Below are 19,930 nucleotides of genomic sequence, written 5' to 3'. Positions count from 1 at the left end.
CTGTGTCGCAAACGTTCTTGCTCTGTTCGCGCTTGTGGCCTATCCTCGGGTGCCATGGCGACGTTGATCATCACCGAGAAATCCAGCCAGGCGAAGGACCTGCGCGCCGCACTCGGCTCCCGCTTCGGGCAGATCCTGCCGGCGGAGGGGCACCTGCTGCGCCTCGCCGAGCCGGAGGAGGTCGACCCCGCGTGGAAGCGCTGGGCGCCGACGCTGCTGAAGCCCGACGGGCTGTACCCCACGCGCGTCGACACCTACGGCAACAAGGCGGCCAAGTTCAAGGCCATCGCCGCCGCGCTGAAGGGCTGCGACGAGGTGATCCTGGCCACCGACTGCGACCGCGAGGGGCAGCTGATCGGCCAGGAGATCCTGGAGCACGTGGGATTCCGCGGCCGGGTGAAGCGCGCGCTGTTCACCGCGCAGGACCCCAAGACCATCCGCCAAGCCTTCGACGCGCTGAAGCCCAACACCGAGATGCGCCCGCTGTACGAGGCGGCGGTGGCGCGCCAGCAGGCCGACCAGATCTTCAACCTGTCGTTGACCCGCACCGCCACCACGCAGCTGCGCGCACCCGGTGCGCGCGGCGTCATCGGCATCGGCCGGGTGAAGACGCCGACGCTGGCCATCGTCTGCCTGCGCGAGATCGAGATCCGCGACTTCAAGCCGGAGGATTATTTCGAGGTCGTCGCCACCGCCACAGTGGCCGCCGGCACCTTCCTGATGCGCCACGCCCCGCCGCCCAAGCTGCGCATCAAGGAGCGCGCGCGGGCCGAGGCGGTGGCCGCCGCCGCGGCCGGGCACACGGGCCCGCTGGCGGTGAAGGTGGAGGAGCGGCGGCAGGCGCCGCCCAAGCTGTTCGACCTGCCGGCGTTGCAGAAGACCTGCGGCCAGCGTTGGGGCTGGACCGCCGACCGGACGCTGGAGGTGGCGCAGGAGCTGTACGACGGCGAGGGCAAGAAGCTCATCACCTACCCCCGCGCCGAGGCGCGCTATCTGTCGGAGAACCAGATCGCCGACGTGCCGGCGCTGGTCGGCGCGCTGACGCGGCTGCGCGGCTTCGCGCACCTGGAGATCGGGAAACCGGTGATCCGCCGCGGCAAGTCCGGCCACTTCTGCGACAAGGCGCTGGAGGGCGTGTCGCACCACGCGGTCGTGCCCAACGTCAACGTGATGGACGACCTGGAGAACCGGCTGGCGCGGCTGAGCGAGGACGAAAAGCGGCTGTTCGCGCTGATCTGCCGCTCGTACCTGGCCGCCGTGATGCCGGACTTCGAATACCGGCAGACGACGGCGACCATGGAGGTGGCGGTGCCCGGCGGCGCTCCGGCCGAGTTCCGCGCCACCGGCCGCATCCCGCTGCGCCTGGGCTGGAAGGCCGTCTACACCGCCGCCGAGCAGCAGGACGCCCCGGCCGACGAGGCCGAGCAGGACCTGCCGCCGCTGGTGAACGGGGAGGCGGCGACGCTGTCCGACCCCAAGGTGGAGGCCAAGCGCACCCAGCCGCCGCCGCGCTACAACGAGGGCACGCTGATCGACGCCATGCAGAACGCGTGGCGCTTCGTCGAGGATCCGGCGCTGCGCGAACGGCTGAAGGACGCCAAGGGCATCGGCACGCCGGCCACGCGGGCCGAGGTGATCAAGGGCCTGAAGCGGCAGAACCTGCTGGCGGCGCAGGGCAAGCTGGTGGTGCCGACGCTGGCCGGCCTGTCGCTGTTCGAACTGCTGCGCGCCGCCGCCCCGCCGCTGGTCGACCCCGGCACGACGGCGGTGTGGGAGATGCGCCTGGACGAGGTGGTGACCGGCCGCGCCGACTTCCGCACCGTCATCGACGGCATCGCCGACGAGGCGCAACGCTTGATCGGCGCGCTGCAGGGCCGTTCCGGCGCCGTCATCGACGTCGGTGGGCCGGCGGCCAGGGGAGCAGCCAGGGGGGCCGGCAAAGGCGGTTTTAAGGCGAAGAAGGGGCGCGGCACCGGCGTGCGCCGCAAGCGCGCGGCGGCGGAGGACGGCACGGGTGGCGCGCCGGCGGCGATCGCCAAGCCGGCCACGAAGGCGGCGACCAAGCCGCGCCGCCCGCGCAAGGCCGCCGCGGCCGCGCCCGCCGGACCCCGCCGGGCCGGCCCGACGGAGCGCATGATGGCCTTCGCCCGCGACCTCGCCCAGCGCAAGCGCGTGGCGCTGCCGCCGGAGGCCGAACGCGACTTCGACGCCTGCCGCCAGTTCCTCCAGCAGCATTCAGGACAGGCAAATTAACCCCTCCCTCGCCTCCGGCGGGGGCGTGGAGCCGGTGCCGCAGGCATTCGCGGCAAAGCCGCGAAAGGCGTAGCGCAGTCGCCCGACTTGCGGGCGACTGTGGAGGGGCCCAAGCGAAGCTTGGGAGGGTAGGGGCCAGTTGCTGCGGGCCGGCAGGCGCCTCAAGCTTGACAGGGCAGGGAGTTTCCGTCATCCGGCAAGGGCGTTGCCCCCACCCTCCCAGCCTTCGGCTGGGTCCCTCCCTCCCCCAGCGGGGCTGGGGGAGGGGCTGGAATGACCTGCCCGCGAGTGTCCCGCCATGCAGCACCTGCCCGCCATCGTTCTTGCTCTCGCCCTGTCCACCGCCGCGTTGCCGGCAAGCGCGGCCGAACCGCAGCCGGTCTGCGCGCCGACGGTGTCGGCGGCGCTCACCCTGTGGGACGGCAGCATGGCGGCGGCCGAGAAGCTGGGCGGGCGGGCCGTGGCGCTGGCGCGCGAGAAGGGGCGGGAGCTGATCCTGCCGCTGCTGGGCGTCGATCCGAAGGCCGTCGCCGAACCGGGTGCGGCTGACGACGTGGCCCGCGAGGTGGAGGCGAGCCGCGCCGACCCCGAACGCCGCGCCGCACTCTGCGCCGCCATCACCCGCGCGGTGGAAGAGGCGAAGGACAAGGCCGGCGCCGGCCTGGATGCCCTGCGCCGCGCGGTGGAGGGGCTGCGCCCAGCGCAGCCGGAGCCGCAGAAGGCGCCGGGCAACCTGATAAAGACGTAGTGGGCCTCACACCACGTACATCGCCAGCATCTCGGCCACGCACACCGGGCGGCTGCCGCCGTCCGTTTCGATGGTGGCCTCGGTGGTGACGAGGAAACGGTTGTCGCCCTGCGGCTCCACCGACTTCAGGCGGAAGGTGGCGCGCACGCGGCTGCCGGACGGCACCGGGGCGGGGAAGCGCACGCGGTTCAGGCCGTAGTTCAGGCGGGCACTCACCCCCTCCACCGTCAGCGCCTGCGCGCTCAGCATCGGCAGCAGCGACAGAGTCAGGTAGCCGTGCGCGATGGTCGTGCGGTAGGGGGATTCGCGCTCGCACCGCTCACGGTCCACGTGGATCCACTGCTGGTCGCCGGTGGCGTCGGCGAAGGCCTGGATGCGCTCCTGCTCGATGGTCACCCAGTCGCTGACGCCCAGAACGGCGCCGATACGTTCCTGAAGGGCGGGGATTCCGGCGATGCGGTTCACGCGTTCCACTCCTTGTTCTGCAATTCCCGCCACTGCAGCTTGCCGGTGGCCGAACGGGGCAGGGCTTCGACGATCTCGACCGCCGACGGGCACTTGTAGGCGGCCATGTTCTCCCGGCACCACGCGATGATCTCCGGACCCGTCACCGCGTCGCGCTGATCCTCGCGCAGGACGACGAAGGCCTTCACCGTCTCGCCGCGCCGCGCGTCGGGGGCGGCGACGATGCACACCTCGGAAATGGCCGGGTGGCGGTGCATCAGCCCCTCCACCTCCGTCGGCCAGACCTTGAAGCCCGACGCGTTGATCATCCGCTTCACCCGGTCGACGATGAAGAAATACCCGTCCTCGTCGTAGTAGCCGAGGTCGCCGGTGCGGAAGAACCTCTTGCTGTCCAGGTCCAGGAAGGCGGCTTCCGTGCCCTTGGGGTCGTTCCAGTAGCCCTTGAAGACCTGCGGGCCGTGGATGATGATCTCGCCCACATCGCCGGGGCCCAGCTCGCGGCCGTCGTCGACGCTGATGATGCGGCTGTCCACGTCGAAGACGGGGATGCCCAGGCACTGGCGCTTCGGCCGGTCGACCGGGTTGATGTGCGTGGCGGCGATGGTCTCCGACAGGCCGTAGCCCTCGATGTAGTCCAGTCCGGTCAGGTCGCGCAGCTTCTTCGCCACCGGCTCGGGCATGGAGGCGCCGCCGCCGCCGATGAACTGCAGACTGCTCAGGTCGTACTTGGCGATCTCCGGGTCGTTGACCAGGTCGATGGCCATGGTGCTGATGCTGCGCCAGCGCGCGACGCGGTGGCGCTGGATCAGCTCGGCCGCGATGCGGCGGTCCCAGCGCGGCAGGATCACCATGGTGGCGCCGACGTAGACCGGGGCGTTCATGGAGTTCTGCATGCCGGTCACGTGGAACAGCGGCAGCGTCACCAGATTGACGGAATCGGCGGGGCAGGGGTTCCACGCCAGACCGCCGGCCAGCGTCGCCATCACCGTGCGGTGCGTGTGCATGCACCCCTTGGGGTTCCCCGTGGTGCCGGAGCTGTAGGGGAACACCGCAAGGTCGTCCGGGCCGGCCGTCGCCGGGCTCGCCGTCTCGCCGGCGGCCAGCGCGTCGCGCCACAGCACGGCGGCGGGGGTGCCGAAGTCGGTGCGCGTCGGCGCCTTCACCGCGTCGGGGACGGGCAGGTCGAAGGCCGGGTCGGCGTATTCGGAATAGCTCGCCACCACCGCGTGTTGCAGGCCCGTGGAACCCAGCAGCGGTTCGATCACCGGGAACAGCTCCTGCCCCAGCAGCACCACGCGCGCACCCGTGTCGGCGACGAGGTGCTGCATCTCGGCGGTGCGGTTCATCGGGTTGACCGGGACGACCACCGCGTCGGCGCGCAGGATGGCGTAATAGGCGATCATGAACTGCGGGCTGTTCTGCATGTACAGCAGCACCCGCTCCCCCTTTGCCACACCCAGGCGGCGCTGGAGCCAGCCGGCCAGACGTTCCACCTGATCGTGGAACCCGGCGTAGGTCAATTCCCGGCCGCAGTGGACGATGGCCGTGCGCGCGGGGTAGCGCTGCGCGGTGACCATCAGGTTGAACGGCAGGTTCGTCTCGGGGATGGTCAGGTGGCGCGGCACGTTGCGCGGCCACACCTTGAAGTGACGATCGAACATTCCTGTGCTGTCCTCCCTCGGGGGCGGTTCTGTGCCGCCGTTTCCCTGTCTTGCGATCACCGTATCGCGATCAACTGGATGCGGCACTCTGGCACGCGGCCGATCCGGCGTCAACGTACATGAAATACTATTCCGCAGTACGAAATTAGCGCTACCGGTAGCTCAGCAACGCCTCTCCGCCGGCCAGCCGCAGGTGCGACACGGCGTTGAACCCGGCCAGAGCGAAGCCGGAGCGGCCGTAGTGGATCTCGCTGACCGAGGCGTTCTGCACCCGCCAGCTCAACGCCACGGCGCGCTCGGCCGGCAGGCCCAGCACCTCGCCCACCGCCGTGCCGATGACGCCGCCCGACGTGAAGACGGCCACCACGTCGTCCTTGCCGCGCCCGGCCACCGCCCGCTCCATTCCGGCGCGCACGCGCTCGCGGAAGGCCGCCCAGGTCTCCTCCACGGCGGCCTCTTCGCCGGCCGTCCAGAGGTCCATCACGGCGGCCAGCGCCGTCTGGAACAGCCGGCGGTCGTGGCGCAGCGCGTCGCCGGCGGCGGCGATCTCCGGATGGCGGGCGGCGACGGCGGGCAGGTAGGCGGTGAACAGCGTGTCGCTGGGGTACTCGTCGAAGGCGGCGTCGGTCGCCACCGGCACCCTGCATTCGGCCGCCGCGAAGGCGTGGCGCGCCGTGTCCGCCTGCCGGCGCAGCCGGCCGCTGACCGCCGCGTCGGGCAGCCGCCCCTCGCGCGCCATGTGGAGGCCCAATGCCCGCGCCTGCTCGATCCCCTGGTCGCACAGCCGGTCGTAATCGTCGGTGCCGAAGGAGGCCTTGCCGTGCCGGATCAGGAGGAGGGTGGTCATGCGCCGCGCCTGTGTGGTGGTGCCGAGGGGGCCGAGGGGGGTGTGCCAAGGCGCGCCACTGTGGCACGGGGCGGATTGTTGGGCAACCTTATGAAACGCAGTCCCGCAATGCGGAATATTCCGACGTGGAATTCAGTTCCGCAGCTTGACAGCGACCCGGCGCTGCTGAAATCCTCCGCGCCGGAACAAGACGCAGGGCGGAAGACACGGCATGGCGACGGCACCGGGCGCGTACGACGCGCTGTTCCCCTACCAGCAGCTGCTGGGTTTCCGCGTGCTGGAGTGGGAGGACGACGCGATCCTGCTGGGCCTGGACGCCGCCGGCCGGCACCTGGACGAGGCCGGGCTGGTGGACCGCGGCGTGCAGGCCTCGCTGCTGGACGCCGCCACCGGGCTGGCCGGCTGCCTATGCCGGGTGCCGGGCAACATGCGCCGCGTCGTCACGCTGAACCTGTCCACCCAGTTCCTCGCCCCGGCCGAGCCGGCGCCGCTGCGCATCCGCGGCCGGATCACCCACCGCGACGGCAAGATCCTGCTGGCCGAGGGCCTGCTGCACGGCCGCGACGGCCGCCTCGTGGCCAGCGCCACCGCCCGCCTGCGCTACGTCGCCGGCAGCGAGAACCCGGCCGGACATCCGGAGGCGGACGTACAGGTGGGGTGAGAAAGAAAGAGAGATTTTGACACGGATGGACACGGATGCCGGCGGGGCCGGCCACGGATGGACACGGATTTTTTATTCTTATCCGTGTTCATCCGTGCCAGATCCGTGTTCATCCGTGTCTCAAAACCCCGTTACTTCCCGATGTCCAGGACCACGCGGCCGCGGATCTGGCCGGCGAGGATCTTGGTGCCCAGGTCGGGCAGGTCGGAGAAGGGGTGCACCTCGTACATCGCCTTCAGCTTGTCCTTGTCCAGGTCGCGGGCCAGCCGCGCCCAGGCGGCGTCGCGCCGGGCCGCCGGGGCCATCACGGAATCGATGCCCATCAGGGTGACGCTGCGCAGGATGTGCGGCAGCACGGTGCCGGGCAGGTCGGCGCTGCCGGCCAGACCGCAGGCGGCGATGGCGCCGCCCCACACGGTCTGCGACAGGGCGTTGACCAGCGTGATGCCGCCCACCGAGTCGACGCCGCCGGCCCAGCGCTCCTTCTGCAAGGGGGGGCCCTTTTCCAGCAGCGTTGCGCGGTCGATGAAGGCGGTGGCGCCCAGGCCGGACAGGTACTCGTGCGTCTCCGGCCGCCCGGTCGACGCGGTGACCGGGTAGCCGCGCTTGGCGAGCAGCGCCACGGCGACCGAGCCGACGCCGCCGGCCGCACCGGTGACCAGCACCTCCTTGCCGCCCGGCTGAATGGCGCCCCATTTCTCCAGCGCCTCGACGCACAGCGCCGCCGTGTAGCCGGCGGTGCCGATGCCCATCGCCTCCTCCGGCGTGAAGGCGTCGGGCAGGCGGGTCAGCCATTCCGGCTTCAGGCGCTGGTAGCGGCTGTAGCCGCCCCACTGCGTCTCCGACAGGCCCCAGCCGTTGACGAGCACCTTGTCGCCCGGCTTCCAGTCGGGGGAGCGCGACTCGGCCACCGTGCCGGCAAGGTCGATTCCGCCCACCATGGGCAGCTTGCGCGCGATGCGGCCCTTGCCGGTGACGGCGAGGCCGTCCTTGTAGTTCACGGTGGAATAGGCGACCTCGACCAGCACGTCGTGGTCGGGCAGGTCGGCCCGGGTGATCTGCTTGAAGCCGCCCTTGGGCTTGCCCTCGGCATCCTCGATCACGAAGGCGATGAAGCTGTCGGCCATGGCGGTTCTGTCCTCCCGTTGTCGGTTTGCGGCTTTGGGGAGGAACTATGCCACGCGCGTGCGCCGCGGCAAGCGCCGGGGGCGCGCCGTTGGGTTTTCGCCTTCGGCTCAACCCAACCTACGACGTTCCGGTAGGTTGGGTTGAGCGTCAGCGAAAACCCAACGATCAGAACGAGATGCGGGCCTGCAGACCGATCAGGTCGACGTGGTTCTTGTAGTTGACCGTCAGATTGCCGCGGCCGGTGTTCGGGCCGGTCAGGTTGTCGCGCAGGTCGACCGAGGAGTTCTTGACGAAGATGTGCGTGTAGGCGGCATCCACCTGAATCCACTCCGTCACCTTGTAGCCGGCGCCGATGGACAGCCAGAGGCGGTCTTCGTCGGGGATGCGCGGCGTGCGGAACTCGTTGGGGATCGGGGTCTGGTCATAGGCGATGCCGGCCCGCAGGGTCAGCGCGTCGGTCGCCTTGTAGGAGGTGCCCAGCGAGTAGAACCAGGAGTCCTTCCAGTTCTCCTCCGTCACCGCGTTGAACGCCGGGTTGGCGGCGTTGACGCGCAGTTCCTTGAACTTCGACCAGTTGGTCCACTGCACGTCGGCCATCACCGCCCAGCGGTCGTTGATCTCGTGGTACGCGCCGAAGGAGACGATGTCCGGCGTCTCCATGTCGGCCGAGATGCCCTGGTTGGGCAGGGCCGCGCGCAGGGCCGCCGGGGCGTCGAACGACAGCGTGCCCTTCAGCGTGTGCTTGACCGACGAGCGGTAGGACAGGCCCAGGCGCGTGCCCTTCATCGGCTCGTACAGGATGCCGGCGGTGGCGCCGAAGCCCCAGTCGTCGCCCACCATGTCGCTGGTGATGTCCAGTGATCCCGGCGGCAGGCCGCGGCGCAGCGCGAAGTCCGACGCCTGCGACAGCTTCGCCTTGGCGTACTGGACCTGCAGGCCGGCGCCGACGGTCAGCTGCGGCAGCACGCGGTAGGACACCGTGGGCGTGAAGTTGTAGGTGCGCAGGTCCGACCGGATGCCGTGGTAGCGGCCCGCCCACCCGGCGCCGTAGTCGGTGACGAGGCCCCACGGGCCGTTGGCCGACAGGCCCACCTTCAGGTCGTTGCTGATCGAATAGACGAAATAGCCGGCCGGCACGATGGCGTCGTTCGCCGCGTCGCCCGGATCGGTGCTGCCGGCGATGCGCGAGCCGCCGGCGCGCGTGGCGCGGGTGGCGGTGACGCTCTCCGCCTTCGAATAGGGCAGGACGCCGGTGAAGGTCTGCACGATCTGCCCGCCCTGGACCAGCCCCATGGCCGCCGGGTTGAAGAACATGGCGCTGGCGTCGCCGTTGCCGCCGGCGGTGACGCCGGCGAAGGACGTGCCCTGGCCCGACACGCTCTGCTCCTTCAGCGCGTAGCCGGCGGCGTGCGCCGTCACGGGCACGGCGAGCGCGGCGACGGCCGCGGCGGCGAGCAGGTGGGCCTTCAACGAATTCCGGATCATGCGGTTCTTCCCCATTTTTTATGGCCTTGCCGGCCGTTGCTTCTTTGTCGTCCGCCGTGCGGTGGCTTGAACTGACGTATACGTCACGTCGCGGCCGAACGCATCCGGAAGGTTTCGTCCACCGACAGTTGGGAGTCGAGTGTGACATTTCCGCAAAGCCCCATGGCGGGGGCGGTCTGGCGAACCTCGGGGCGTTGCCGGGCGTTCTCCCTTCACGATGATCGGGGGGAGAAGGACGATGGTCCGGCGCTGTACCCTGTTCCTTGCCGTCCTGGTGGCGCTTGCCGCGTGCGAGACCTACGACCCGACGAACTGGCTGAACGGCCGCTGGACGCTGCAGGCCCCGGTGGGCGAGGGGCTGTCGCTCGGCACCTACGAGTTCCGCCGCTCCAGCATGAGCGTGCTGGGCTTCGAGCAGGACGTGGAATACGTGGTGGACGGCGACACGGTGCGCGTCGTCCCGCGCGGATTCGGGCCGACGCTGACTGTGCGCTTCGTCGACCGCAACACCGCCACCTTCCGCGATCCCATCACCGGTTCGTCGATGACGCTGCGCCGCCTGCATTCCAGCGGCGGGTGGTTCAGCTGAACAGGGCCACCACGTAGGCCACGCCCAGGCGCAGCGGGTGGTCGGCGTCGCTCCACACCAGCTTGGCGGTGATGGCGACGGACGCCACGACCAGCATCGGCCGCACCACCCGCGCGCCGTTGCGGATCACCATGTGCGCGCCCAGCCACGCCCCGAAATACTGGCCGACGCCCATGGCGATGCCGGTCAGCCACAGGATGTGCCCGCCCAGCAGGAAAAACAGGAGTGCTGCCACGTTGCTGGTGAAGTTCAGCACCTTGGTGTGCGCCGTCGCCTTGCGCAGGTTGTAGCCCAGCAGCGCCACGAAGGAGATGGCGAAGAACGTCCCCGTGCCCGGCCCGAAGAACCCGTCGTAGAAGCCGATGCCGGTGCCGATCAGCAGCGCGAACGTGGTGTCGCCGATGCGGTGGTGGGCGTCCAGGTCGCCGGCCTTGGGCGACAGCAGCAGGTAGATGGCGATGCCGATCAGCAGGAAGGGGATGACGTCGCGCAGGAAGCCGGGATCGAGCATCTGCACCACGATGGCGCCCAGCGCCGAGCCGGCGAAGGTGCAGGCGATCATGCGCCCCATGGCGCGCGGGTTCACCTCGCCGCCGCGCACGAACTTCAGTGTCGCCGAGAAGGAGCCGAAGGTGGATTGCAGCTTGTTGGTCGCCAGCGCCTCGGCCGGCGTCAGCCCGGCCCACAGCAGCGCCGGCACGGTCAACAGCCCGCCGCCCCCGGCGATCGAATCGACGAAGCCCGCCACCAGCCCGACGGCGAACAGGATGCCAACGAGGTCGAAGGACAGGTCCATGGGGGGCGCCTACCGGTTTGCATGAAAGCCCCTCCCCCCTTGCGGGGGAGGGGTTGGGGAGAGGGGGATGGCCGCCGGACGGCGGCGGAAGAGAGTCTTTGTCCCGGCTGCCGCCGGTAACCACCCTCTCCCCAACCGCGACGCCCTTCGGCGTCGCCCCGTCGAGGGAGAGGGGCTTCAAGAAATCCATAAGCCGCCCTATCCGGCGGCGGCCTCCGCGATGGCCGTGTTGAAGGCCTTCACCGCGGCACCCGGCCCGTCCGGGTGGTGCCAGACGGCGGAGACGACGGCCAGGAAATCGGCGCCGGCCTTGACCAGCGGGCCGCAGTTCTCCGGCGTGATGCCGCCGATGGCGACGCAGGGGATTTCCATCAGCTCGGCCCACCACGCCAGCAGGTCGGGGGTGGGGTGGTGCTCCACGTCCTTGGTCGTGGTCGGGAAAAAGGAGCCGAAGGCGACGTAGTCCGCCCCCTCCTCGCCGGCTTCCATGGCGAGGTGGCGGCTGTCGTGGCAGGTGACGCCGACGATGGCGTCCTTGCCGACGATCTGCCGGGCCTTCTTGTAGGGCGTGTCCTTCTGGCCGACGTGCACGCCGTCGCAGCCCATTTCCTTGGCCAACGCGGGGTGGTCGTTCAGGATGAAGGCAACGCCGCGGTCCTGCGCCACCGGGCGCAGCGCGTCGCAGGCGCGGCGGACGGCGTCGTCGGAGCAGTCCTTGAGCCGCAGCTGCACGCAGGCCACGTCGCCGGCGTCCAGCGCCGTGGCGAGTTGAACGGCGAACGCCGCCGGCTCCAGGGAGGGGGGCGTCACGAGGTAGAGGCGGCAGTCGGTCATGATCCGGTTCGCGATGGGGGCGGAAGCCGCCCGCACTTCACGCGGACGTCCTGCAGCAAGTCGTAGAGCCTCTGAATTTCACTGTGCAACGGGAAAAGCTCGATGCGCGTCCCCAGCACCACGAAAACCGCCTTCTCCGGGTCGATCAGGCGAAAGACGTGGGCCGTCGGGTCGTCCAGCATCCTCTCGGGCGCGATCAGCGAGGGGAAGATCTGGCCGCCGGCGCCGGTGATCTGAAACGTGTCCAGCCGTTCGTCGAGATGCTCGAGGCTGTCTCTCGCGTCACGAACCTGCCGGAGCGGGCTTTGCGCACCGACCGCGAACGCGGCCTTGAGCTTTTCGGAGCGGGCCTGTGCGAGGTGATCCTTGGAGACCGGCCAGAAATATCGGCAGACGGCGGCCGCTCTGGCGACGAATTCCTGGAACTCGCTGAAGATGGTGATGTGGTTGTCGACGTTGTGCTCCAGCGCCTCGACGCCGCGCTTCCACGCCGTGAGCGCCCGTTCGCAGTGGTCCGCGAGCGCCAGGAGGTAGAACACCTCGAACTGCGGCAGGATTCCGCCGTGTTCCTCGGCGACGATGCGCCTAGCTTCGGCGTTATCCATGAGGAAACCGGGCCATGGGGAACCGGGGGGGAACCGGGGGCAGGGTTGATCCTGCCCCCGTGTAGCACCCTTATTCCTTGCCCTGGTAGATCTTCATGATCCGGTCGAGGAGCTTCAGCGCATCCTCGCGCGAGCGCTGGAAGGCGTTGCGGCCGATGATCGAGCCGTTGCCGCCGCCGTCGCGGATGGCGCGGGCGTCCTCGAACACCGCGTCCTCGCCCTTGGCCGCGCCGCCCGAGAACACCACGATGCGGCGGCCGTTGAAGGCGCACTGCATGATGTGCTTGACGCGCTCGGCCTGCGTGGCGATCGGGATCTCCTTGGCCTGATAGACCTTCTTGGCCTCGGCCTGCTCCAGATGCGCGCTGGGCAGCTTGACCTTGATGATGTGGGCGCCCAGCAGGGCGGCCATGTGAGCGGCGTAGCCGATCACGTCGATGGCCAGCTCACCGTCCTTGGAGATGTTGCCGCCGCGCGGGTACGACCAGAGCACGGTGGCGAGGCCGACCGACTTGGCCTCGGCCGACAGCTCGCGGATCTCCTCGTACTGGTCGTACATGGCGTCCGAGCCGGGGTAGATCGTGAAGCCGATGGCCGAGCAGCCCAGGCGCAGCGCGTCGTCGATGGAGGCGGTGATCGCCTGGTCGGCCGCTTCCTTCTGGGTCGACAGGCTGTTGGCGCTGTTCATCTTGAGGATCAGCGGAATCGAGCCGGCGAAGGTCGACGCACCCGCCTCCAGCGAGCCCAGCGGGGCGGCATAGGCGTTGCAGCCCGCGTCGATGGCCAACTGGTAGTGGTAGTGCGGGTCGTAGCCCGGCTCGTTCGGCGCGAAGCTGCGCGCCGGGCCGTGCTCGAAGCCCTGGTCGACGGGCAGGATGACCAGCTTGCCGGTGCCGCCCAGCTTGCCTTCCATGAGGATGCGGGCGAGGTTGGCCTTCACGCCCGGATTGTCGCTCTCGTAATTTGCAAGAATCTCTTTGACGCGGCGGGTGAGCTTCATGGTGGCTCGTCTCCGTGGGGCATTTTTTGGATTGGAAATCGCGCCCTCATATCCCAGCCGGCGGCGCATTGCAACGCTTGCGGCGGGCCTATTTCCGCTGGCCTGCGTACGATTCAGGGCCTACACCGCCCGGATCGGCGGGAAAAACGGGCTATTCCAGGAAGGCGGACCCGATGTCGCGGCCGGACGCCCCGCCCCTCTCTCCCGCGACTACGTGATGCACGCATCATGGCGGAAGCTGAAAAAGCCCTTCTCCCCTTGAGGGAGAAGGGTTGGGATGAGGGGTCGTTACCGCCGGATGGCGGGAAAAGAGTCTTGTTCTCCGGCCATCCGGCCGTAATCACCCTCACCCCAACCGCGACGCCCTTCGGCGTCGCCCCCTCAAGGGAGAGGGGCTATTCAGCAGCCGCAAGCCCTTCAAGCGATTGCCCTGGGGCGGGGCACCGCGCCGGGTCAGGTGGGGGGCGCCACGCGCCGCGCCTGGAACGGCGGGCCGCCCATCAACGTGATCTGGCTCCCGTTCCCGGCGGCCTCGTCCCCCACGGGGATGCCGGTCACCTTGAACGCGGCGAGCCGCAGCTCGTACATCACGGAGAGCGCGTCGGACAGCCGCGCCGGCTCGCCGTTGAACGTCAGGTGCAGCGCGTTCAGCAGGCGGACGTAGGTGTTGAAGAAGGCCTGCGCCGGCAGGTGGGCGACGCTGCCCTCCGGATAGTCCTCCAGCGAGGCGTTCCGCACGATGGGCGGGACACCCTCCAGCGCGACCGGATCGCCGGTGTAGGACCAGCCGGACGGGTCCTCCGGGTTGCGGACCAGACGGTGGCCGTAGGCGATCTCCCCGAACTTGAAATAGTGGGACAGCTCGCCCCGGCGCCCGGTGTAGGGGTTGATCGGGTCCTCCTCGATCTGCACGCCCTCGCCCTGTTCGACGATCAGGTCGATGGCGTCCAGCGCCGAGGCCAGGCTGTCCACGTAGCCCAGCGGGTTGACCTTGAAGTCGACGTTGAAGTAGCGGGCGGCCGGGACCTGCTGGTCGATGCGCGGATGCGCGAACAGCGCCGGGTCCTGGCGGGCGAGTTCCGTCAGCTGCCGCTTGATCTCGGCGTAGTAGTCGCCGATCGAGACGTACTCGGGATCGGCCAGCATGGCGACGGCGCGGGCGTGCTCCTCCGGCGTTTCGCCGGGCAGGCGCGCCTTGGTGTCCGGCCGCTCGATCCCCATGAACACGGTGCGGGCCTGTTCGCGCGACAGCGCGGCGGTGGTCACCACGAGGCCGGGGGCGATGTCCGGCAGGCTGCCGGGATAGTGCGGCAGCGTGGCGGGGTCGTTGATCACCGGGTTGCCGCCCACCGCGATCAGCGTGTTGGCGGCGAGCGTCATGTGCAGCATCTCCTCCACGGCCACCGACTGGACGAGCTTGACGGCGTCGTGGTTGGTCTGGCTGTGGGGGGCCACCGAGAGGGCGGCGGACAGGTAGGGCGGCAGGGTCGACAGCTCGACCGTCACGGCGGTGGCGAGCATGGAGCGGACCTCCGCCAGCTTGTCGGCGGTTCTCGTCGCGGCGCGCGCGCGGTCGAGGCGGTTCTTCTTCAGAAGCAACATGATCGGGAATCTCCAATCAGGGAGAGCTTGGCCGGGGCAAACTGGGTGCGCGCGTCCGGATCAGCCGTGGCCCATGGGGCAGCGGCCGCGGCGGTTGGCGAACCGCTCCGCGTTCGGCGGCGGGGCGCCGCCGGCCTCCGCGATGAAGGAATCGAGCACCGCCAGGATGGCCTTGCGCTTGCCGTTCGACAGGTCGCGCGTCACCGGCATGTGGCCGGCCTCCTCGAAGGGACGCGTGAAGGCGAACTTCAGGGTGTAGGCGTTCGACCGCGCCTGATCCTCGTTGGCGAAGTCGAAGAGCTGCCGGCTCATCACCGGGTAGAGGTTGGAGTACTGCTGCATGATCGGCTGGATGTCGGCCCAGACCGGCTTTTCCGGCACGTCGTAGGCGCTGAACACCAGCGCCGCCAGCCGGTCGAACGGCGATTTGTCACCGGTGGCGCGCGCGGGGTGCGCCAGATTGTAGTCGAAGACGTAGAGCTGCCCGTCGAAATAGCCGCGCGGGTAGCCGAGCGGACCGGTCACCGTCAGCGTCACCGCCGCCTTGCCGTCGGCGTCGGTCACCGGCTCGGCCGGGGTGAAGGCGATCATGCGCAGCGGCGCGTTGTTGAACGGGATGGGCGCCGCCGGCGTGGTGTCGTCCGGCACGTCGGAGGGCGCGTCGTCGGTGTCGAGCGCCTGGGCGGTGGTGCCGAAGGCGATGGCCTGACCGGCCAGCGGCACGCCGTAGCGGGCGGCGTAGAAGACCGTCTCGCCGGACCGCGGGCCGTTGTCGTCGGAGTGCAGGCGGAAGGTGAACTTCTCCGGCCGCAGCTGGAGGCCGTCCGGCGTTTCGCGGCTGGCCACGATGTAGGCGCCGGGGCCGGTGCGCGGGGCGTTCGGCACCAGGATGGCCAGCGGACGGTCGGCGATGGCGTCCCGCTGCTCCGCCGTCAGCGGCAGGTCGAGGATGCCGCCCAGGACGTGCTGGAGCGTCTTGTAGTCCGTGATCTCGCCGAGCACGACGCAGTCTCCCTCGGCGATGACGTCGCCGGCCTGCACGCCGTCGTACGTCAGCGCGGCGACCGGCAGCGGGCCGTAATCGATGAACTCGGCGTCGGCGTCGACCGGCAGCGTGTTGCTCAGGTCCAGGGAGAGGGCGGCGCCCCCGGTGCCCGGCACGTCGACGACCGCGCCGGAGAACCACGTGAGGTTCAGCTTCTCTCCGTTCTGGGTGCGGACGCCCTGCTGCGGCGTCGGCGTGAAGCGCCGGCCCAGCACGAAGCTCCTCGGTTCGGACGCCGCATAGGGGCCGATGGCGCCGAGCAGCGAGCCGTAGGTGAAGGTCGCCTCGCCCACGCTGTCGTCGTAGGCGAAGGTGGTCAGGCGCACGGACAGCGCCTCGGCCTTGTCCGCCTCGGCCTTCAGCCGCTCCAGGAAGGCGCTGCCGAAGCCGTCGATGTTCCATTGCAGGTCGGTGAGCACCGACTGGAAGGACGCGGTCGCCGCACCGTCACCGCCGCCCGGACCCCGGCTGAACCACAGGTCGCGGAAGGGCGCCACCTCGAACCGGCCGGTGAACACCGTCCGCCCGTCCGGCGCCGTGAGGGAGACCACGAGGCCGTACAGCTCGGACGCGAGCTGCCAGTCCGGATCGAGGTCGACGATCTTGGCCGAGCTCTGGTCCAGCGTGTTGCCCACGGTCAGGGCGAAGGCCGGGTCCGCCGCGGGGTCGGTCAGCGTCTGGCCGTCCTCCCCCCACAGGCTGTTCACCTTGGTCTGGGCGAAGCGGAAGATGCTGGTGCCCGGCGGGTTCCACCAGCCATTGTACTGGGTGCCGTCGGCCCCTGATTTGGTGAATTCCTGGAAGCGCTCGTCGAAATACCCGTTGCTGTAATGGCGCGGGTCGTTGTTGACGGTCGACGGGTCGGCTTGGAACAGGCCCGAGAAGACCAGCCGAGGGTAATTGAGGAATGACATGGTGAATCACCTCATGGAAAGCCGTTTCGGCATGTCCGGATCATCGGCGGGAGCGCATACATATTCGTGTATTTAATTAGGCAGGCGCGGCGCTTCGCCTGTTCATTGCGCCTCCACGCAACTTCATCCTGCCGCCATGCTGTCCAAGCAAGATTGCTTGGTCAAACGAAACTCCCGTGAACGGGCTTAAAAATTCATGCGATGATTTGTCGCTACGTTTCACAATCATATACGTTTATGTGAGATGCCTATTGCTCGGAGGATCGCGTGGCTGTGACGCGGGCCTGACCCTTATAGCCCCTCTCCCCTCGCGGGAGAGGGGTTGGGGAGAGGGGGATAGCCGCCGGCAGGCGGAACATGACTCTCTTCCGCCCTGCCGGGCTCTCAGCGGATGCCAAAGGCATCCGCCTGACGCCGGCAGCGCTGGCCTTCGGCCAGCGTGAGAGGCGTAACCACCCTCTCCCCAACCCCTCCCCCGTCAAGGGGGAGGGGCTATGAAGGTCAGACACGCGGAACCGCTCAGGTCCCCGGGACGATTCTCTGCAGCGCGAGCGTCAGCGGGAAGCACAGCGCGGCGATCAGCGCCGGCAGGGGCTGTCCGGCGGCGGCGATCAGCACCGCGTCGTAGAGCGCGATGGCGGCGATCAGGGCGGCGACGGCGCGGGGCACGTCGCCGGGGGCGCGGCGGAACAGGCGGCGCACCGCCCAGGCGGTCGTCGCGGCGAGGGCCGCCCACAGGACCAGCGCCAGCGGCGCCGCCCCCGCCGCCGCCATCGCCGCCCACAGCGCGCCTGCCAGCGGGACCGCCAGCACCGCCAGCGGCCACGCGTTGTCCAGCCGGTCGTACGCTTCCTGCTTGGCGGCATAGGTCAGGCCGACGACGTGGCAGAACAGGCCGCCGCCGCCCAGCAGCAGCGCGGTGCCCAGCGCGTCGCCGCCGGCCATCGCCGCCGCCGTGAGGTAGGCGAGCAGCCGGCACAGCCCCATGATCGCCGGTGCCGCGGCCGTGTGCTTGTGCACGGCGTCGTACAGCAGGATGGCCCCGGCCAGCAGCGCGCCGCACAGCAGGGCCGCCGGGCCTGGCACGGCGGCCAGCGCCACGCCGGCGCCGACCAGCGCGAAGCCGGCGGCGAACACCGCGCCGCGCGCCGCGTCGCCGCGGGGGATGGGGCGCGCCGGCCGCTCGCGCGCGTCCACCTCCGCGTCGAAGGCGTCGTTCAGGTACATGCCGCCGACGTAGAGCAGCGCCAGCGCCGCCGCCGCGCCGATCAGGACGGCGGGCGGCCATGCCGCACCCGCCAGCCCGATGCCAGTCAGCGCGATGCCGGCCAGCGCGTTGCTCAGCACCGTCGGCAGGTTCGACACGCGGCCCAGCACCAGCGCCGCGCGCGGGCGGATCAGGACAGCCGTTGCAGCACCCATCGCAGCTCCTTCTCGATGCCGTCGGTGACGGTCAGGCCGCCGCGCGCCTCGGCGGGCAAAACATCCCAGGTGTAGGTCTCGACCTCCAGGTGCGCGCTCACCGGGCGGTCGCGGTGCAGGTTCAGCACCCGGTCCAGCACGTCGCGGGTGGAGGCCAGCGGCGGCTCCAACTCGGCGAACAGGGGGACGTGGAAGTGCACGCGCCATTCCGCGCCATCGTCCGGCTCGCCCATCAGGGCGTAGGGAAGGTCGAGGAAGCGGCGCTTCGCGCCGTCCGGCTGGCGGACGGCGGTCTGGTGCAGGTAGACGGGATCCTGGAACGACGCCATCCGCGCGCGCCCCGCCGCGTCCATGCGCGGGACGCGCAGCGCGGCGCTGAGCTGCACCTTGTGGATGGGGATGCCGGCGGCGGCCAGGGCGGGCAGGGCGTCCTCCGGCTCCTCGAAGCCGACGGCCATGTGGCAGACGTCCAGGCACAGGCCCAGGTGGCGGGGCAGGGCCGCCACCGCGTCCTCCACCGTCAGGCCGGCAAGGGCGGCCAGCCGGCGCGCGGCGGCGACGGTGAACAGGTGGGCGCCGAAGAAGGCTATGGCGTCGGCCACCGTTTCCAGCAGGCACCAGGGTTCGGGCTCCAGCGCCAGGGCGACGGTGCGGCCGGTGGCGCGTTCCAGCCGGACCAGCGCCGCCGTCGCCTGCAGCAGCCCCTCGGCCACCGCCGCCTCCCGCCGGCGCAGGGTTATGCCGTAGCCGCCGGGCACGGTGCTGATGGTCGCACGCTCCCCCGGCGGCACCAGGGCGGCCATGGTCTCGGCCAGCGTCACGGTGTAGGCGACGCGCTCCGGCGTGGTCCAGTCGGGCTCGTAGACCGTCTCCTTGACCGGGGCGCCGTGGAAGCGGCCGTAGGGGAAGCCGTTCATGGTGAAGGCCGCGAAGCCTTCCCCGGCGAAGATGGCCGCCAGTTCCGCCGCGGCGTTCGGTTCGGCCGCCGCCTCGGCGGACAGGCGCAGGCCGACGCCGAAGGGGCGGTCGGGGCAGAGCCGGCGCTTGATCTCCGCCGTCGGGCCCAGCAGGGCGGCGCGCACCTCCGCGAAGGTCTGCGTCGGGTGCACGTTCAGGCAGTAGCCGAGCGTGCCGCGGTTCTCCGGCAGGCGCATCAGGCACCCTCCCGCGCGGCCAGCCAGGATATCGCCTGTTCGACCAGGGCCGGGTCCATGGCGTTCACCTCGACGCCGCGGCCGATGCCCGCCAGCAGCGTGATGGTCAGCCGGCCGCCCAGATGTTCGCGGAACTCCTCCAGCCCGGCCAGCACCTGGGGCCGGCCGGCGTCATCACGCCGCGCCAGCGCCGGGTGCCAGAGGCGGAAGCCCAGATGTTCGAGAAGGACGGCGACGCGCAGGTCCTCGCCCGCCGGCAGCAGGCCGGCCAGCACGGAATAGCGGGTGTCCAGCGCGATGCCGATGGCCACCGCCTCGCCGTGGCGCAGGTGGTTGCGGCTCAGCGTCTCCAGCTTGTGCGCGGCCCAGTGGCCGAAGTCCAGCGGGCGGGCGCTGCCCTGCTCGAACGGGTCGCCGCCCTCGGCGATCTGCTTCATGTGCAGCTCGGCGCAACGGCGGATCGAGTGGGCCACGGCGTCCGGCTCGAACAGCACCAGCGCGTCGGCGGAGCGCTCCAGCCATTCGAAGAAGGCGCGGTCGCGGATCAGCGCGACCTTCACCGCCTCCGCCATGCCGGCGACGCGGTCGCGGGCGGGCAGGGTGTCCAGGAAGGCGGCGTCGTTCACCACCGCCCAGGGCGGGGCGAAGGTGCCGATCTGGTTCTTGGCCCCGTCGCGGTTGATGGCGCTCTTCACGCCGACGCCGGAATCGTTCTGCGCCA

The 19,930-nt window shown here is 70.2% G+C and carries 18 protein-coding genes; 4 read left to right on the top strand and 14 right to left on the bottom strand.

What is annotated here, in order from left to right:
- Positions 1-54: 54 nt before the first annotated feature.
- Positions 55-2,253: a DNA topoisomerase gene (locus VED21_RS06745; protein WP_324881558.1), complete on the top strand. Its 2,199-nt coding sequence runs from the start codon at positions 55-57 to the stop codon at positions 2,251-2,253.
- A 298-nt stretch (positions 2,254-2,551) separates the two neighbouring features.
- A complete protein-coding gene (locus tag VED21_RS06740; protein WP_324881557.1) occupies positions 2,552-3,001 on the top strand; it encodes a hypothetical protein in 450 nt (149 codons plus the stop codon).
- 6 nt (positions 3,002-3,007) lie between these two features.
- Here the strand turns inward: VED21_RS06740 and VED21_RS06735 are convergent, their stop codons facing one another.
- The 3 genes from VED21_RS06735 to VED21_RS06725 form a co-directional block, all read right to left on the bottom strand.
- Positions 3,008-3,466 carry a MaoC family dehydratase gene (locus tag VED21_RS06735; protein WP_324881556.1) on the bottom strand — a complete coding sequence of 153 codons (459 nt, stop codon included), beginning with the start codon at positions 3,464-3,466 and terminating at the stop codon, positions 3,008-3,010.
- The gene (locus VED21_RS06730) at positions 3,463-5,127 is read right to left on the bottom strand and encodes a long-chain fatty acid--CoA ligase (RefSeq protein ID WP_324881555.1); all 1,665 of its coding nucleotides are present in this window, start codon (positions 5,125-5,127) and stop codon (positions 3,463-3,465) included. The genes VED21_RS06735 and VED21_RS06730 overlap by 4 nt, the downstream gene beginning before the upstream one ends.
- A 151-nt stretch (positions 5,128-5,278) precedes the next feature.
- Positions 5,279-5,974, bottom strand: coding sequence for a histidine phosphatase family protein (locus tag VED21_RS06725; protein ID WP_324881554.1), 696 nt, complete (start codon positions 5,972-5,974; stop codon positions 5,279-5,281).
- Between the two features lie 211 nt (positions 5,975-6,185).
- Between VED21_RS06725 and VED21_RS06720 the strand changes: the two genes are divergently transcribed.
- Positions 6,186-6,635 (top strand): PaaI family thioesterase, encoded by a 450-nt coding sequence (locus VED21_RS06720; protein ID WP_324881553.1) that lies wholly within the window; start codon positions 6,186-6,188, stop codon positions 6,633-6,635.
- Between the two features lie 131 nt (positions 6,636-6,766).
- Here VED21_RS06720 and VED21_RS06715 read toward each other — a convergent pair whose 3' ends face one another.
- Both VED21_RS06715 and VED21_RS06710 read right to left on the bottom strand, forming a co-directional pair.
- Positions 6,767-7,762: an MDR family oxidoreductase gene (locus tag VED21_RS06715; protein ID WP_324881552.1), complete on the bottom strand. Its 996-nt coding sequence runs from the start codon at positions 7,760-7,762 to the stop codon at positions 6,767-6,769.
- 166 nt (positions 7,763-7,928) lie between these two features.
- Positions 7,929-9,248 carry an OmpP1/FadL family transporter gene (locus tag VED21_RS06710; RefSeq protein WP_324881551.1) on the bottom strand — a complete coding sequence of 440 codons (1,320 nt, stop codon included), beginning with the start codon at positions 9,246-9,248 and terminating at the stop codon, positions 7,929-7,931.
- Positions 9,249-9,486: 238 nt separating this feature from the next.
- On the opposite strand from VED21_RS06710, the gene VED21_RS06705 reads away from it, so the two are divergent.
- A complete protein-coding gene (locus VED21_RS06705) occupies positions 9,487-9,837 on the top strand; it encodes a hypothetical protein (RefSeq protein WP_324881550.1) in 351 nt (116 codons plus the stop codon).
- Here the strand turns inward: VED21_RS06705 and VED21_RS06700 are convergent.
- From VED21_RS06700 to VED21_RS06660, 9 genes are all read right to left on the bottom strand, one after another.
- On the bottom strand, positions 9,830-10,633 hold the full coding sequence (locus VED21_RS06700; protein ID WP_324881549.1) for a TSUP family transporter: 804 nt from the start codon (positions 10,631-10,633) through the stop codon (positions 9,830-9,832). The genes VED21_RS06705 and VED21_RS06700 overlap by 8 nt on opposite strands.
- A 198-nt stretch (positions 10,634-10,831) precedes the next feature.
- Entirely contained in the window at positions 10,832-11,467 is a 636-nt protein-coding gene (thiE, locus tag VED21_RS06695) for a thiamine phosphate synthase (RefSeq protein ID WP_324881548.1), read from the bottom strand.
- Positions 11,464-12,072 (bottom strand): hypothetical protein, encoded by a 609-nt coding sequence (locus tag VED21_RS06690; protein ID WP_324881547.1) that lies wholly within the window; start codon positions 12,070-12,072, stop codon positions 11,464-11,466. Before VED21_RS06690 ends, thiE begins: the two co-directional genes overlap by 4 nt.
- A 70-nt stretch (positions 12,073-12,142) precedes the next feature.
- The gene (locus tag VED21_RS06685; protein WP_324881546.1) at positions 12,143-13,072 is read right to left on the bottom strand and encodes a class I fructose-bisphosphate aldolase; all 930 of its coding nucleotides are present in this window, start codon (positions 13,070-13,072) and stop codon (positions 12,143-12,145) included.
- Positions 13,073-13,525: 453 nt separating this feature from the next.
- Complete coding sequence (locus VED21_RS06680) at positions 13,526-14,674, bottom strand: ferritin-like protein (protein WP_324881545.1); 1,149 nt, start codon at positions 14,672-14,674, stop codon at positions 13,526-13,528.
- 60 nt (positions 14,675-14,734) lie between these two features.
- On the bottom strand, positions 14,735-16,633 hold the full coding sequence (locus tag VED21_RS06675; protein ID WP_324881544.1) for a hypothetical protein: 1,899 nt from the start codon (positions 16,631-16,633) through the stop codon (positions 14,735-14,737).
- A gap of 519 nt (positions 16,634-17,152) precedes the next feature.
- The gene (locus tag VED21_RS06670) at positions 17,153-18,055 is read right to left on the bottom strand and encodes a UbiA family prenyltransferase (protein ID WP_324881543.1); all 903 of its coding nucleotides are present in this window, start codon (positions 18,053-18,055) and stop codon (positions 17,153-17,155) included.
- Positions 18,031-19,209, bottom strand: coding sequence for a metabolite traffic protein EboE (gene eboE, locus VED21_RS06665; protein ID WP_324881542.1), 1,179 nt, complete (start codon positions 19,207-19,209; stop codon positions 18,031-18,033). The genes VED21_RS06670 and eboE overlap by 25 nt, the downstream gene beginning before the upstream one ends.
- On the bottom strand, positions 19,209-19,930 hold a 722-nt coding region (locus VED21_RS06660), incomplete at its 5' end, for a 3-dehydroquinate synthase (protein ID WP_324881541.1). The genes VED21_RS06660 and eboE, both read right to left, overlap by 1 nt.

The organism is Azospirillum sp. (assembly GCF_035627195.1).
Lineage (GTDB): Bacteria > Pseudomonadota > Alphaproteobacteria > Azospirillales > Azospirillaceae > Azospirillum.
Note: the sequence above shows the minus strand (reverse complement) of the source record. Positions and strands in the feature narration are given on the sequence as shown.

Excerpts from the sequence above, each read along its gene's own strand:
- VED21_RS06745 (WP_324881558.1), top strand. The coding sequence starts at position 55 with ATGGCGACGTTGATCATCACCGAGAAATCCAGCCAGGCGAAGGACCTG.
- VED21_RS06740 (WP_324881557.1), top strand. The coding sequence starts at position 2,552 with ATGCAGCACCTGCCCGCCATCGTTCTTGCTCTCGCCCTGTCCACCGCC.
- VED21_RS06730 (WP_324881555.1), bottom strand. The coding sequence starts at position 5,127 with ATGTTCGATCGTCACTTCAAGGTGTGGCCGCGCAACGTGCCGCGCCAC.
- VED21_RS06725 (WP_324881554.1), bottom strand. The coding sequence starts at position 5,974 with ATGACCACCCTCCTCCTGATCCGGCACGGCAAGGCCTCCTTCGGCACC.
- VED21_RS06720 (WP_324881553.1), top strand. The coding sequence starts at position 6,186 with ATGGCGACGGCACCGGGCGCGTACGACGCGCTGTTCCCCTACCAGCAG.
- VED21_RS06715 (WP_324881552.1), bottom strand. The coding sequence starts at position 7,762 with ATGGCCGACAGCTTCATCGCCTTCGTGATCGAGGATGCCGAGGGCAAG.
- VED21_RS06710 (WP_324881551.1), bottom strand. The coding sequence starts at position 9,248 with ATGATCCGGAATTCGTTGAAGGCCCACCTGCTCGCCGCCGCGGCCGTC.
- VED21_RS06705 (WP_324881550.1), top strand. The coding sequence starts at position 9,487 with ATGGTCCGGCGCTGTACCCTGTTCCTTGCCGTCCTGGTGGCGCTTGCC.
- VED21_RS06700 (WP_324881549.1), bottom strand. The coding sequence starts at position 10,633 with ATGGACCTGTCCTTCGACCTCGTTGGCATCCTGTTCGCCGTCGGGCTG.
- thiE (WP_324881548.1), bottom strand. The coding sequence starts at position 11,467 with ATGACCGACTGCCGCCTCTACCTCGTGACGCCCCCCTCCCTGGAGCCG.
- VED21_RS06690 (WP_324881547.1), bottom strand. The coding sequence starts at position 12,072 with ATGGATAACGCCGAAGCTAGGCGCATCGTCGCCGAGGAACACGGCGGA.
- VED21_RS06685 (WP_324881546.1), bottom strand. The coding sequence starts at position 13,072 with ATGAAGCTCACCCGCCGCGTCAAAGAGATTCTTGCAAATTACGAGAGC.
- VED21_RS06680 (WP_324881545.1), bottom strand. The coding sequence starts at position 14,674 with ATGTTGCTTCTGAAGAAGAACCGCCTCGACCGCGCGCGCGCCGCGACG.
- VED21_RS06675 (WP_324881544.1), bottom strand. The coding sequence starts at position 16,633 with ATGTCATTCCTCAATTACCCTCGGCTGGTCTTCTCGGGCCTGTTCCAA.
- VED21_RS06670 (WP_324881543.1), bottom strand. The coding sequence starts at position 18,055 with ATGGGTGCTGCAACGGCTGTCCTGATCCGCCCGCGCGCGGCGCTGGTG.
- eboE (WP_324881542.1), bottom strand. The coding sequence starts at position 19,209 with ATGCGCCTGCCGGAGAACCGCGGCACGCTCGGCTACTGCCTGAACGTG.